At 67.3% G+C, this 14,251-nt stretch carries 14 protein-coding genes; 12 read left to right on the forward strand and 2 right to left on the reverse strand.

What is annotated here, in order from left to right:
* Positions 1-40 precede the first annotated feature (40 nt).
* Together petA and AC3IS2_RS06270 are read right to left on the reverse strand one after the other, a co-directional pair.
* The gene (petA, locus tag AC3IS2_RS06265; protein WP_489199791.1) at positions 41-586 is read right to left on the reverse strand and encodes a ubiquinol-cytochrome c reductase iron-sulfur subunit; all 546 of its coding nucleotides are present in this window, start codon (positions 584-586) and stop codon (positions 41-43) included.
* 143 nt (positions 587-729) lie between these two features.
* Positions 730-1,221: an SgcJ/EcaC family oxidoreductase gene (locus AC3IS2_RS06270; RefSeq protein ID WP_489199792.1), complete on the reverse strand. Its 492-nt coding sequence runs from the start codon at positions 1,219-1,221 to the stop codon at positions 730-732.
* Positions 1,222-1,600: 379 nt separating this feature from the next.
* Here AC3IS2_RS06270 and AC3IS2_RS06275 point away from each other — a divergent pair, with 379 nt between their 5' ends.
* The 12 genes from AC3IS2_RS06275 to AC3IS2_RS06330 all read left to right on the forward strand — a co-directional run bounded on the left by AC3IS2_RS06275 (position 1,601) and on the right by AC3IS2_RS06330 (position 14,017).
* Positions 1,601-1,870, forward strand: coding sequence for a hypothetical protein (locus AC3IS2_RS06275; protein ID WP_489199793.1), 270 nt, complete (start codon positions 1,601-1,603; stop codon positions 1,868-1,870).
* Complete coding sequence (locus AC3IS2_RS06280) at positions 1,870-2,310, forward strand: periplasmic heavy metal sensor (protein ID WP_331033259.1); 441 nt, start codon at positions 1,870-1,872, stop codon at positions 2,308-2,310. The genes AC3IS2_RS06275 and AC3IS2_RS06280 overlap by 1 nt, the downstream gene beginning before the upstream one ends.
* A gap of 5 nt (positions 2,311-2,315) precedes the next feature.
* A complete protein-coding gene (locus tag AC3IS2_RS06285) occupies positions 2,316-2,879 on the forward strand; it encodes an RNA polymerase sigma factor (RefSeq protein ID WP_489199794.1) in 564 nt (187 codons plus the stop codon).
* Between the two features lie 131 nt (positions 2,880-3,010).
* On the forward strand, positions 3,011-4,846 hold the full coding sequence (locus AC3IS2_RS06290; protein WP_489199795.1) for a copper resistance system multicopper oxidase: 1,836 nt from the start codon (positions 3,011-3,013) through the stop codon (positions 4,844-4,846).
* Between the two features lie 248 nt (positions 4,847-5,094).
* A complete protein-coding gene (locus AC3IS2_RS06295; RefSeq protein WP_489199796.1) occupies positions 5,095-6,261 on the forward strand; it encodes a copper resistance protein B in 1,167 nt (388 codons plus the stop codon).
* A 17-nt stretch (positions 6,262-6,278) separates the two neighbouring features.
* Positions 6,279-6,683, forward strand: coding sequence for a hypothetical protein (locus tag AC3IS2_RS06300; RefSeq protein WP_489199797.1), 405 nt, complete (start codon positions 6,279-6,281; stop codon positions 6,681-6,683).
* 14 nt (positions 6,684-6,697) lie between these two features.
* Positions 6,698-7,099 (forward strand): copper resistance CopC family protein, encoded by a 402-nt coding sequence (locus tag AC3IS2_RS06305; protein WP_331033255.1) that lies wholly within the window; start codon positions 6,698-6,700, stop codon positions 7,097-7,099.
* A 109-nt stretch (positions 7,100-7,208) separates the two neighbouring features.
* Complete coding sequence (locus AC3IS2_RS06310; RefSeq protein ID WP_331033254.1) at positions 7,209-7,574, forward strand: hypothetical protein; 366 nt, start codon at positions 7,209-7,211, stop codon at positions 7,572-7,574.
* A gap of 434 nt (positions 7,575-8,008) precedes the next feature.
* Positions 8,009-9,214, forward strand: a complete 1,206-nt coding sequence (locus AC3IS2_RS06315) for a TolC family protein (protein ID WP_489199798.1) — start codon at positions 8,009-8,011, stop codon at positions 9,212-9,214.
* The gene (locus AC3IS2_RS06320) at positions 9,211-10,500 is read left to right on the forward strand and encodes an efflux RND transporter periplasmic adaptor subunit (protein ID WP_489199799.1); all 1,290 of its coding nucleotides are present in this window, start codon (positions 9,211-9,213) and stop codon (positions 10,498-10,500) included. Before AC3IS2_RS06315 ends, AC3IS2_RS06320 begins: the two co-directional genes overlap by 4 nt.
* Positions 10,497-13,646, forward strand: coding sequence for an efflux RND transporter permease subunit (locus AC3IS2_RS06325; RefSeq protein ID WP_489199800.1), 3,150 nt, complete (start codon positions 10,497-10,499; stop codon positions 13,644-13,646). Before AC3IS2_RS06320 ends, AC3IS2_RS06325 begins: the two co-directional genes overlap by 4 nt.
* Positions 13,643-14,017, forward strand: a complete 375-nt coding sequence (locus AC3IS2_RS06330; RefSeq protein WP_489199801.1) for a copper-binding protein — start codon at positions 13,643-13,645, stop codon at positions 14,015-14,017. The genes AC3IS2_RS06325 and AC3IS2_RS06330 overlap by 4 nt, the downstream gene beginning before the upstream one ends.
* Positions 14,018-14,251: the final 234 nt, after the last annotated feature.

Below are 14,251 nucleotides of genomic sequence, written 5' to 3' on the forward strand. Positions count from 1 at the left end.
TGTCCTCCCCTCGCGTCGTCAGCGCGGGGGAGGGCGTTCCCTAGCCCAACTTGACCCGTGTTTCGTTGAGGAAGGTGTAGTCCAGCAGGAAGAGGTTCTTGGGCGCGGGTCCCTTCCGGATGCGGCCAGAGGTGTCGTAGTGGGAGCCGTGGCACGGGCAGAACCAGCCGCCGTAGTCGCCCGTCCCGAACGTCGGAATACACCCCAGGTGGGTGCAGACGCCGATCAGGATGAGCCATTCGGCCTTGCCGGGCTTGTGACGGCTGGCGTCGGTCGCAGAGTCGCGCAGAGGCGCATCGTCGTCGGCAACCGCCTCGGCGATTTCCTTGGGGGTGCGGTGGCGGATGAAGACCGGCTTCCCGCGCCATTTGACCACGATCTGCTGGCCGAGCTGGACCTTGCCGTAGTCGACCTCGACCGAGGATAGCGCCAGGGTGTCGGCCGCCGGGTTCATGGAGTTGATCAGGGGCCAGAGCGCCATGCCGACGGCGCCGACGGCCATGGCTCCAGCCGCGACATGGATGAAGTCCCGACGATCGGAATCTTCGACGGAGGGCGGGATCTCGGTGGTTTCAGGAGAAGGCATTCGAGTTCCTCTCGAAATGGATCCTTCGCAGGCCCGTGGCCGCCGTCTCGATCGGCGGCTGAATCGATCCTCATGGATCAACGTCAGACTGGCCTTGGCTGTTCCCGGCCCCGTTCTGAAGGCGGGGCCGGGTGGGGGGCGTATCAGGAGGCTGGTCGCGGCGCCCGGGTCGAGGAGTGGTAGCTGACGATGCGCCATTCGCCGTCGCGCTGTCTCAGGACGCTTGTGGCGACGCCGCGGCGTTCGACCGGAGCGCGGCCGGCCGTCTTGAAGGCGATCCGGAAGCGATAGGTCTCCGTCGCATAGGCGACGTCGCCGACGACGGTCGCCTTGGTCACCTGATCCTGGAAGGCGAAGCTGGAGAATTCCTCGAGCTCCGGGGCGAGGTGATGGGACAGGTACTGGGAGATGGAGCCCTCCGAGCTGCCCTGCTCGAAGACCTGGGCGTCGGGCCAGAAGAAGGATTCGGAGCGGGAGGCGCTAAGCGCCTCGAGCGCGTCGCGGTAGCCGTCCAGCACGGCGACCACTTCGGATTCTGCGGTCGTTTGCGTGGTCGTTTGCGCCAGCGCGGGCGCCGCGATCAGGGCCGGAGCGGCGAGAGCGGCGACGGCGATGATCATGGAACGATAGGTCAAAGGAAGTGTCCTTGGTCACTGTGAACGAAACGGCTTGGTTCGGGTCTGGGCCTGGGGCGGCGTCGGTCGAAGATCCGATAAATGCTGGGCCGACCGCGCCGCTCCAGGCCCATACGAAGGCGGCCCGGGCGAGTAAGAGCGCGAGGAGCCGGGGTGAGCTTCCAGGGACTCGTCCGATCTGAACCCACAGGCGAGGGTCGTATCCAGGCGCGTGATGACCATGCTTTCGCCCCTCCCGGCGAAGACCCGCTCTAATTCCCCTACGCACGGTCTGGCTTGGGCCCCTCAAAATACGCCACAGTGAGACGACGGCCCCCGTCTTGAGGGATCAGCGCCGGGTCATGCGTATCCTCAATAAGAACGTCGAAAGGCACCGATCATGGATGATCTAGAAAACTGGCTGAGGCGCGCGGCGCCCGGCGACGGCGTATCGCTCGATCGGCTCGAGGAAGACGTCTGGAGACGCGTAAGCGCGATCCAGGCCCAGCGGGCGACCGACAGGATTCGCGTGGCCGCGGTCGCTGTCGCCCTTGTGGTCGGACTCGCCAACGGCGGTCTCGGGGCGAAATTCGCTCAGACGACCGCCTCGGAGATGGCGATCTTCTCGATGGCGGCGACGTCGCCCCTGGTTCGCCTGGAAGCGGGCTGATGGCGATCGCCTGGAAATCCATCGTCGTGACGGTCGCGCTGGCCGCAGCAGCGAGCGGGGTCGGCGCATGGGCCGGCGCCACCTGGGTGCTGAACAAGCAGACGCCGCCCTCCCTGCACGAGATCGTTCATAATGATCTTGATCTGTCGCCTGAGCAGCACAAGAAGATCGAAGCCATAGAAACCCGGTTCGCTGGACAGCGCGTCCTGCTGGAAGGCCGCGTCCAGGCCGCCAATCGCGAATTGGCCGAGGCGATCAGGGTCAGCAATGGCGACAGCCGGGTGGTTCAGCCCGCCGTCGACCATTTTCACGACGCCATGGGCGACCTGCAACAGGCGACCATCGCCCACATCTTCGAGATGCGGACGGTGATGAACGACGCCCAGGCGCGACGTTTCGACCGGAGCGTTGTCGAGGCGCTCACCGCCGACGCTCAATAGCGTCCGTGCAGGAGCGTCAACACCTGCAGACGAGAGCGGCCCACGGCGACGTCGTGGCCTTTGAAACCCTCGTGGGAGAGACCAAGGCGGGTCTCTACAGGTTTGTCCGTCGCTATGTCGGCGACGCCGACGAAACCTATGATCTCGTTCAGGAGGCCTATGCCGCCGCCTGGCTGGCCATCCGCCGCTATGATCCGGAACGGTCCTTTGAAGCCTGGCTGAGGACGATCGCCATCAACAAATGCCGGGACTGGAGCCGCCGTCGCAACATCCGCAGGCTGTTCATGGGCGGAGCCGACCTTCAGTCCGCCGAGGCCCTGGCTGTGGCGGATGACGAAGTCGGCGCGGAAGACCGGTACGAAGCTGTCGAGCAGGCGCGGCGCCTGCATGCGGCCATCGCCGCCCTGCCGCCCAAGCTGAAGGAACCCCTGCTGCTGACCGCGATCGAGGAACGCAGCCATCCAGAGGCCGCCGAAATCCTTGGCCTGTCCGTCAAGGCCGTTGAGATGCGGGTCGCCCGGGCGCGCCAGAAGCTGTCCCAGCAGTTCCGGGCCGGCCTGGCCGACTGATCCGCTGGAACCGCGTTCGCGTTCCGGACTTGCTGCACCAGACACCTCTGAGGGGAGGGCGGTCTCGCGTGCGTATCCTATTGGAGAGCCAGGTTCGCTTCTTGGAACGAACCAGCGGTGAGGACTGTGCCATGACGTTTGATCGTCGAAGCCTGCTGCGCGCCGCTGTCGCTGGCGGCGGACTGCTGGGGATGCAGGGTTTGCTGCCGGCCTGGGCGCAGACAGGCTCTGCTGGCTTGCGTGCGGACTACCCGACGCTGACGGGGGCAAATATTGATCTGACGGTCGGACAGTCGCCCTTCACCGTGAACGGTCGGACGGCCACGGCGACGACGATCAACGGTCAGCTCCCGGGTCCGCTCCTGCGCCTGCGCGAGGGGCAGAATGTTCGCCTGGCTGTGACCAATCAACTGGACGAGGACACCTCGATCCACTGGCACGGCATCCTCTTGCCCTTCCAGATGGACGGCGTGCCCGGGATCAGCTTCCCCGGGATCAAGCCGCGCGAAACCTTCGTCTATGAGTTCCCTGTCCGGCAGTCCGGGACCTTCTGGTATCATAGCCACTCGGGTCTTCAGGAGGCGCTCGGCCACTACGGCCCCATCGTCATCGACCCGGCGGGCGCCGATCCGGTCGGCTATGACCGCGAGCATGTCCTGGTCCTGTCGGACTGGAGCTTCATGCATCCGCACCAGATCCTGGAGAAGCTCAAGAAAAGCCCCGGATATTTCAATCGCCATCGGACGACGCTGGCCGGGTTGCTCTCGGGCGCGGACGGCATGAGCCTGGCGGAGCGTCGGATGTGGGGCGCCATGCGGATGGATCCTCGGGACATCCTCGACGTCAACGGCACGACCTACACCTATCTGATCAACGGTCACGGCCCGCAGGAGAACTGGACCGGCCTGTTCCGGCCCGGCGAGCGGGTGCGTTTGCGCGTCATCAACGCCTCGGCCATGTCGATCTTCAACGTCCGTATTCCCGGTCTGGCCATGACCGTGGTCCAGGCCGACGGCGAGAACGTGCGTCCGGTTGAAACGGACGAGTTCCAGATCTCGGTCGCCGAGACCTATGACGTCATCGTCCGCCCGCTAGAGGACCGCGCCTACACCATCGTGTCGGAAGTCATCGACCGTTCGGGCATGGGCCGCGCGACCCTGGCCCCGCGTCTGGGCATGACGGCCGAGGTTCCGCCTCTGCGTGAAATCCCTACCCTGACCATGAAGGACATGGGCATGGGCGACATGGGAGGGATGGACGGCATGGGGGCCATGGAGGGCATGGGGGCCGCACCCATGGCCGGAATGGATCACGGCTCGATGGCCGCCGGGATGGACCATGGCGCCGCAGGCGCCCAGGCCGGCGCCTCCATGGCTGGAATGGATCACGGATCCATGGGCGCCATGAATATGCGCGATCCCGACAATGCGCCGCCCAATATGGCCGTGGGCGTCGGGGTTCAGACCATTTCGCCCATGCCCGCCAACCGTCTGGGCGAAAGGCCGCAGGGCCTGGAGAAGGTCGATCACCGGGTGCTGGTTTACACTGACCTTGTGTCGCTCGCTCCCAACAAGGACATGCGCCCGCCCAGCCGTTCGATGGAGATCCATCTGACCGGCAATATGGAGCGGTTCATGTGGGGCTTCGACGGCCGCAAATTCAGCGAGCTCGTCGAACCGATCCGGTTTGAACGAAATGAGCGTGTGCGGGTCACCCTGGTGAACGACACCATGATGGCCCACCCGATCCACCTGCACGGCCACTTCTTCGAGCTCGTCACGGGCGGGCCTGACGGGCATCAGCCGTTGAAGCATACCGTCAACGTCGCGCCGGGCGGCAAGGTCAGTTTCGATCTTACGGCCGACAACCCCGGGGACTGGGCTTTCCACTGCCATCTGCTGCTGCACATGCACGCCGGCATGTTCAACGTCGTCACCATTCGGCCGATGGAAGGCGCGGGGTCATGATCCGGCTGTCCGTTGCTCTGGTTCCGCTGTTGCTGGCGTCGACGCCGACCTTCGCCCAGACCCACGCCGGTCATGGCGCGACCCTGCCCACAACGCGTCAGGCTCCGGCCGCGACCGCGGAATGCGGCGCGCCGGGGTCGTCTGCTGCGGCTTCCACGGAGGCGAATTCCGCCAGGACGACCGCATCTCGCGCTCCGGCCTGCCCGCCGGGAACCGTGCCCGCCCGAGACGGCGCCGCCGGTCACGACATGTCCACCATGGGCCAGGCGCAGCCTTCGCCGACGACGCCGGCTGGGCATGACATGTCCATGATGCCTATGGGCGCGGCTCCAACCGGGCAGGCGAGCCCTCCCGCCGGGCACGATATGTCCACCATGGGCCAGGCGCAGCCTTCGCCGACGGCGCCGGCCGGACATGACATGTCCATGATGCCGATGGGCGTGGTTCCATCCGGGCAGGCGAGCCCTCCCGCCGGTCACGACATGTCCACCATGGGCCAGGCGCAGCCTTCGCCGGCGACGCCGGTCGGGCACGACATGTCCATGATGCCTATGGGCGCCACGCCCTCAGGACAGACGGACCCTCATGCCGGACACGACATGTCCGGCATGGCTGGAATGGCCATGCCGCCCAGTGTTCCCACTGGGGCAGACAATCCTGGACGTCCGCCCCAGGCGCCGCCTCCGCCCGGCGCCCTAAGCGGGTCCCCCCATGTCGCGGATCAGGTTTTCAACGCTGAAGATATGGCGGCGGCGCGAAGGGTGCTTCTTGCCGAACATGGCGATGTTCGCGCCAGCGCCGTGATGATCGACCAACTGGAAGCGACATCCGTGGATGGCGAAGTGGGTTATGCCTGGGAGGCCCAGGGCTGGCGCGGCGGAGATATCAATCGCTTCTGGTGGAAATCCGAAGGCGAGGGCGAGTTCGGCGGAGAGCTCGAGGAGGCCGAACTCCAGGCCCTCTACAGCCGCGCCTTCACGCCCTATTTCGACTTTCAGACGGGTCTGAGGCAGACCTATCGGCCAGAGGGCGACCGGACTGACCTTGTCGTCGGGGTCCAGGGCCTGGCGCCCTACTGGTTTGAAGTCGACGCCGCAGCCTTCCTGTCCAGCAAGGGCGAACTGACGGCGCGCGCCGAGGTCGAATATGATCAGAGGATCACCCAGAAGCTGATCCTTCAGCCCCGTGCGGAGGTGAACCTGTCGGCCGAAGATATTCCGGAGCTGGGTATCGGGTCAGGTCTGTCCACCCTGCAGGTCGGCGCCCGTCTGAGATACGAGATCCACCGTGAATTCGCGCCCTATGTCGGGGTCGAATGGACCAGGCGCTTTGGCGACACGCGCGATTTCGCCGAAGCCCGAGGGCGAAGCGCCGAAGACACCCGCGTGGTGGTCGGCGTCAGGGCCTGGTTCTAGTTTTTTTGGAGAAGATGATGAAGATTCAAATCGCCGCGGCTCTGGCGGCTACAGGCTTATTGGCGGCCTGTCAGCCGGCGGCCGAACAGCCGCAACCCAAGGAAGCGATCTCGGTCGCCGAGCCGGCCGCAACCACAACCGCCCCGGCCGTCGCGCCGGTTACGGAAGCAGCCCCCGCGACCGAGACGACGGGGCAGGCCAAGGACATCGGTCAGAAAACGGCTGAACCCGTCCAGGCTGCGCCAGCGCGTGAGCCCCGGCGTCCGTCCCAGACCCCGAACGTGAGCCCGTCGCAACCCAAGCCCCAGTCTGCGGCCATGCCGGGCCATGATATGCCGGGCCATGATATGCCGGGCCACGACATGTCGACCATGCCGGACATGCCCGGCATGGACCACTCTCCGAAACCAAGCCCGAACTAAGGAAGACAACCCATATGCGTAAAATCCTTCCCCTCGCCGTCGCCGCAATGACGATGGTTTCCGTTGGCGCCGCCGCCGCCCAGAGCTCGTCGACCAATCCCCATGCGGGTCATGGGAACATGTCGATGCCGGCTCCGTCGCAAGACGGCGTGAAGACGACGCCGGCCGACGGCTGGATGTCTTCGACGGCGCCGACCGTCTTCACCATCACCTTTCCCCATTCGATGAAGCTGACGTCGCTTACGGTGGCTACGGACGGCGGTCGTCCGGTCTCCATCCCGGTGCAGGCCGCGGCAGGCACGACCGTGACGACGCCCTTGCCCGCTCTGGGCAAGGGAAATCACGTACTGACGTGGTCTGCGGAGGGCGCTGACGGCCACCGTATGAATGGCGCAACGCGTTTCATGGTCCACTAGGACGTCTTCATGGCGAAGCCGACCGACCAGGCCCACATCGGCGCCGGTCGGTCGGCTTCGCCGTCCATCTTGACTTGACGACGCTTGGAGCGCGTAACCTGACGCCGTGATGTGGAACCTGATCCGCACAGTTTTGGTCGCCTTGGCTCTGGCCGGATTCTTCGGCCAGTCGACGGCGCACGCCATGCCGATCCAGATGTTCCAGAACGTCGGGATCGGCGCCGAGGCGATGGACTGCGCCGAGGCCATGGATATGGACGGGGACAGGTCCGAAAACCCCGGCGACTGCTGCAAGGACATGACGCCGGACTGCATGGCCAAGATGGGGTGCGCTGCTGTCGCCGCGCCGATGCCGCCGCTCGTCCTGATCCCTCCGCCGGCCTCGCGCGGTACGATCGCCTTTCTCCATTTGAACGTCTCGCGTGAAGGGGCCGGGCCCGCTCCGCTTCATTCTCCTCCACAACAGCAGGCCTGATCCGCCCATCGGTTTGATCGGCGCCCCAAGCGGCGCGCCCCTGTCATCCCGATGGAACGCCATGCCCCATGCGTCGCGCCGTTCGTGGCCGATGCACGCTGTTTCAAAGGAGGATCCATGCTCCCCCGTTTCCAGTCGGCCAGGTCGACCGTGCTTGTGCTCGCCGTCGTCAGCCTGTCAGGCGTCGCGGCCTGCCAGTCCGTAGAACGCACCAGCGCTTCTGATTGCGTTCGCCAAGTCTCGTCGCCGTCTTCCGCCCCCCATGACGTGTTTCGTCGTGTGGTTTGCGTGGCCCCACGTGAAGGCCGCTCCGCCCATCGGGCTCCGGCTGTCGCCGAGCGCACGAAAGGGGAGGCGGCGTCGGCCGCCTCGACGCATCGCCCTGACCAGGGGGTGCTGTAGTGCGCGCGCTTGGCCTGCCTTCGGTCCTTGCGTTGTTGGCTGCCTTCGGCGCCATGTCGGCCCGGGCCGAGCCCCTGACCTTCGAGGCCGCCCTGGCGCGGGCGGCTTCTGACGCCCCTGATCTTCGCGCCAGCGCGCTTGGCGTCGATGCGGCCCGCGCCGCCGTGGTCGCGGCCGGACGGCTGCCCGATCCCAGCCTCAAGTTCGGACTGGACGGCTTTCCCGTGACCGGCCCCATGGCGGGCCGGTTCGGCGAAGACGACTTCACCGCTTTGCGGGTCGGCGTCGAGCAGGAGTTGCCCAGCCGGGCGCGCCGTCGAGCGGAGCGCAGCCTGGCCGAGGCCGCGATCGGCGTCGCGGTCGCCGACGACGCTTCGGCGCTGCGCGAGGTGCGGATCGCGGCGGGCCTGGCCTGGATCGATCTCTATTATTCAGACCGCAAGCTGTCCGCCGTGGACGCGGTCCTGGCGGCGCTTCAACCGCTCTGGGACGCTGCGCCATCCGGGGTGGCGTCGGGCGCGGATCGTCCGGCCATGGCCCTGGCGCCGATCCAGTTGAAGGCGGCGCTGGACGATCGGCGCAGCCGGCTGGTTGCGGAACGGGAGGCTGCGCGCGCCGTGTTGACCCGGTGGACGGGCGACCCGGCGCCCACCACGGACGGCGCGCCGCCGTCGGACGCGCCGGACTCGTCGGCTTTGCGCATGGGGCTTGGAAACCTGCCTGTGCTGAAGGCTTACGATGCCGAGGATCGGCGGGCCCAGGCCGAACTCGACCTGGCAAGGGCCGGACGACGTCCGGACTGGTCGGTCGAGGCCAGCTATCAGCGCCGCGACCCCGCCTTCGGCGACATGGTTTCGGTGGGCGCCAGCGTGCGTCTGCCGCTGTTCCAGGGGCAGCGTCAGGAACCCTTGATCGCCGCGCGGTCCGCGGACGCGCGCAGGGTGGGAGCGGAGCGCGAGGGGGCGCGCCGCCAACTGGAGGCTGACCTGCAGCGCGATCTGGCCCAGCACGCCACGGACCACGATCAGTGGATCAGGGCGCGCGACATCGTCCTGCCCGCCGTCGTGCAGCAGTCCGATCTGGAGACCGCCGCCTATGCCGCTGGCCGGATCGGACTCGCCGAAATCGTCCAGGCCTTCACCGCCGTGGCCAACGCCCGGCTGGACGCCCTGGACAAGGAGGCGGCGGTGATGCGTCACGCCGCCGAAATCACCCTGACCTATGGGAGCGACCGATGAGCGGCTTCAGCTACAATCGCCTCGGCGTCGCCCTGGGCGCTCTGGTGCTGGTGGGGATCGGCGTCGGGACCGGCGTGGTGATCGGTCAGCGATCCGGCGGCCCTGACGCGCCTGCCGCTGACGGGGGAGGGGGGCGAAAGGTCCTCTACTACTATGATCCCATGTATCCGGACCGGAAGTTCGACAAGCCGGGTCAGTCGCCCTTCATGGACATGCCCCTGGTCGCCAAATACGCCGACGAGGGCGGGGCTGGAGCGGCCTCCGGCGGCGTGCGTATCGATCCGGCCCTGACCCAGAACCTGGGGGTGCGGTTCGCGACAGCGCGTATGGGAGCCCTGGGGGGCGATCTGACCGCCACCGCCGTGATCGACTATAATCAGCGGGACGTGGCGATCGTGCAGTCGCGGGCCGACGGCTTCGTGCAACGGGTCTATGATCGCGCGCCCGGCGACGTCGTCGCCGCCGGCGCGCCCCTGGTCGATCTGCTGGTGCCCAGCTGGGGCGGCGCTCAGTCGGAATATCTGGCGGTGCGACGCACCGGCGACACGGCTCTGATCCAGGCCGCGCGACGCCGGCTGGTGTTGATGGGGATGTCCGACGGCCTGATCACCTCGGTCGAACGCAGTGGTCGGCCGCGGGACACCATCACCATCGCCAGCCCGACGGCCGGCGCCATTCGCACCCTGGCGGTCCGGCGCGGCATGAGCGTGACGCAGGGCGCCGCCCTGGCCGAGATCAGCGGCCTGTCGACCGTCTGGCTCAACGCCGCCATCCCGGAGGCCCTCGCCGGACAACTGCGGGTCGGACAATCCGTGGAGGTAGGCCTGACGGCCTTCCCGTCCGAACGCTTCACCGGCCGCCTGACCGCCCTGTTGCCCGAGGTGTCGGGCGACAGCCGCACCCTCACGGGCCGCATCGAACTGGCGAACCGGGGCGGACGTCTGCGGCCGGGCATGTTCGGCCGGGTCGTATTCGGCGGGGCGACGACGCCTGCGCTTCTTGTGCCGTCCGAGGCGGTCATCCGCACGGGTCAGCGAGACATCGTCATGCTGGCCCTGCCTGAGGGGCGCTATCAACCGGCCCAGGTCCGTATCGGACGCGAGAGCGGCGGCCAGACGGAAATCCTGGCGGGCCTCCGCGCCGGAGAGCAGGTCATCGCCTCGGGCCAGTTCCTGATCGATTCCGAGGCCAGCCTGTCGGGCGTCGCGGCGCGCCCCATCGGCGACGCCGCGCCCCCGGCGGCGTCGCCCGCCGCCGGGACGGCGATGAAGGAGCCGGGCCGATGATCGCCCGCATCATCAGAGCCTCGGTCAAGGGCCGGGTCTTTGTCCTGATGGCGGCGCTGGCCCTGTTGGTCGCGGGGCTGTGGGCGGTCAGGAACACCTCGGTCGACGCCCTGCCGGACCTGTCGGACGTCCAGGTCATCATCCGCACCAGCTACCCCGGCCAGGCGCCGCAGATCGTCGAGAACCAGGTCACCTATCCCCTGGCGACCACCATGTTGTCGGTGCCGGGCGCCAAGACGGTGCGCGGCTACTCCTTCTTCGGCGACAGCTACGTATATGTCCTGTTCGAGGACGGAACCGACCTCTACTGGGCCCGGTCGCGGGTGCTGGAATACCTCAGCCAGGTCCAGTCCAGACTCCCCGACAGCGCCCGGCCCGCGCTGGGCCCCGACGCCACCGGCGTCGGCTGGATCTATGAATACGCCCTGGTCGACCGGACCGGGCGTCACGATCTGGCGCAGCTTCGCAGCCTGCAGGACTGGTTCCTACGCTATGAGCTCAAGACCGTGCCGGGGGTGGCCGAGGTCGCGGCCATCGGCGGCATGGTGAGGCAGTATCAGGTCGTTCTGGATCCGATCAAGCTGGCTGGCTACGGCGTCATGCACCAGCAGGCGGTCGAAGCCGTCCAGCGCGCCAACGCCGAAACAGGCGGCTCGGTGCTGGAACTGGCCGAGGCCGAATACATGGTCCGGGCCAATGGCTATCTGACCGATCTTGACGACTTCCGCGCCATACCGATCCGCACCGCGGCCGGCGGCGCGCCCGTGACGCTGGGCGACGTGGCGACGATCCAGGTCGGTCCGGAAATGCGGCGCAGCATCGCCGAACTGAACGGCGAGGGCGAGGTGGCCGGCGGCGTGGTGGTCCTGCGCTCGGGCGAGAACGCGCGGGCGACCATCAAGGCCGTGCGCGACAAGCTCCAGATCCTGAAGGCCGGCCTGCCGCCGGGCGTGGAGGTCGTCACGACCTACGACCGGTCGCAGCTGATCGACCGCGCCGTCTCAAACCTCAGCAGCAAGCTGATCGAGGAGTTCATCATCGTCGCGCTCGTCTGCGGCCTGTTCCTTTGGCACGCGCGTTCGGCGCTCGTCGCCATCCTGACCCTGCCGCTGGGGGTGCTGGCGGCCTTTCTGCTGATGCACGCCCAGGGGGTGAACGCCAACATCATGTCGCTGGGCGGGATCGCCATCGCCATCGGGGCCATGGTCGACGGGGCGATCGTCATGATCGAGAACGCCCACAAGCATATCGAGCGATGGGAGCACGACCATCCCGACCAGAAACTGGCCGGCGAGACGCGCTGGACCGTCATCACCGAGGCGGCCGCCGAGGTCGGCCCGGCCCTGTTCCTCAGCCTCGTGATCATCACCCTGTCCTTCGTGCCGGTCTTTACGCTCCAGGCGCAGGAGGGGCGGCTGTTTGCTCCGCTCGCCTTCACCAAGAGCTACGCCATGGCCGCGGCGGCCATTCTGTCGGTCACCCTGGTTCCCGTGCTGATGGGCTATCTGATCCGGGGACGAATACCCGCCGAACAGAGCAATCCGATCAATCGCTGGCTGACGCGGCTCTATCGTCGGCCGCTCGACTGGGTGCTGAAACGGCCCCGGACCACCCTGGCCATAGCCGTCCTGGCCTTCGCCACCACGGCCTGGCCCCTGAGCCAGCTGGGCGGGGAGTTCATGCCGCCGATGGACGAGGGCGACCTGCTCTATATGCCCTCGGCCCTGCCGGGACTTTCGACCGCCAAGGCCGCCGAGCTTTTGCAGCAGACGGATCGGATGATCCGTTCCGTGCCCGAGGTCGCCACCGTGTTCGGCAAGGCGGGGCGAGCCGAAACCGCGACCGACGCCGCGCCGCTGGAGATGTTCGAGACCACCATCCAGTTCAAGCCGCGCGATCAGTGGCGGCCCGGCATGACGCCGGAGAAACTGGTCGAGGAGCTGGACCGCGTCGTGCGCGCGCCAGGCCTGGCCAATCTCTGGGTGCCTCCGATCCGCAACCGCATCGACATGCTGGCGACCGGGATCAAGAGCCCGATCGGGGTCAAGGTCTCCGGGGCTGACCTTGCCGAGATCGACAGCATCGGCGCCGACGTGGCCAAGGTCGCCCAGACCGTGCCGGGCGTCACCTCGGCCCTGGCCGAGCGGCTGACCGGGGGGCGCTATGTCGATATCGACATCGACCGGGAGGCGGCGGGCCGATACGGGCTGAACATCGCCGATGTCCAGTCGATCGTGGCCGGCGCCATTGGCGGCGAGACGATCGGCCAGACCGTCGAGGGCCTGGCTCGCTATCCGATCAATGTGCGCTATCCGCGCGAACTACGGGATGATCTTGAGCAACTGCGGGCGCTGCCGGTCCTGACGCCGTCGGGTCAGCAGATCACCCTGGGCACGGTCGCGAAGCTGGAGATCGCCGACGGCCCTCCCATGCTGAAGTCGGAGAACGGACGCCCCTCGACCTGGGTCTATGTCGATGTCCGTGGGCGAGACCTGGCGTCTGTCGTCGCCGATCTGAAAAAGGCCGTGGCCAGGGATGTGCGCCTGAGCCAGGGCGTCGTCATCGCCTACTCGGGGCAGTACGAATATCTGGAGCGGGCGGCGAACCGGCTCAAGATCGTGGCTCCGGTCACGCTCGTGATCATCTTCATTCTGCTGTATCTGACGTTCGGTCGTTTCGACGAGGCCTTGCTGATCATGGCCACCTTGCCCTTCGCCCTGACCGGCGGAATCTGGATGCTCTACCTGCTGGGCTATCACCAGTCGGTGGCGACCGGCGTCGGTTTCATCGCCCTGGCCGGCTTGTCGGCCGAGTTCGGCGTGGTGATGCTGATCTACCTCAAGCACGCCCTGGCGGATCGGGGACTGAACCCTGATCGCGATCAGGTGGAGGCGGCGGTCCGGGAGGGGGCGCTGCTTCGGGTCCGGCCCAAGGCCATGACGGTCGCTGTCATCATCGCCGGCCTGTTGCCGATCCTGATCGGCCACGGCGCCGGATCGGAAATCATGAGCCGCATCGCCGCGCCGGTCATCGGCGGCATGCTGACGGCGCCCTTGCTGTCCATGCTGGTGATCCCGGCCGGATACCTCCTGCTTCGCCGTCGAAAGCTACCCAACCCCGCGTCCAACCCTGGAGAACCCAAATGAAACACGCCCTCATTCTGTCGGCCGGTCTGGCCATCGGCCTCGGCGCCTGCAACCAGAAGACGGAGCCTGCGCCGGTCGAGGCGCCGGCCGCCGCCCCGGCGACCTCCGGCGACATGGCCGCCACGCCCATGGCCCCGGCCGAAGCCGTCAAATCCGGCGTCGGAACGGGCGTGATTACGAAGGTCGATGCGGCGGCGGGCTCGGTCACGATCGATCACGGTCCGATCCCGGGCGTTGACTGGCCCGCCATGACGATGAGCTTCAAGGCGGCCCCGACCGTGGTCGAAAAGGCCAAGGTCGGCGAGCGCGTCCAGTTCGACGTGACGGTGCGCGGTCGTGAATCCGAAGTGACCGCGATCCGGCCCGAATAGGCACGGTCGTCCCGGGAGAAGGTCGACGATGGGGCAAACGCTGCGTCGTCGGCTGGCCCCTAGGCCCCAGGCCCTGGGCATTGCGACTACGGTCTGTTCTGCGGCAGGGCTTCAAGCCTTCAGGGCGAGAAGGCGCGAGAAACCAACCCGAGCGGCGCCGGAACCGAGCGAGGTCTGGTCGGTTTCCGATGACGTCCTCTGGTCGTCCCGAGGACTGCGGTCCCGACCTGTCCG

Source organism: Brevundimonas sp. KH_025 (assembly GCF_057839885.1).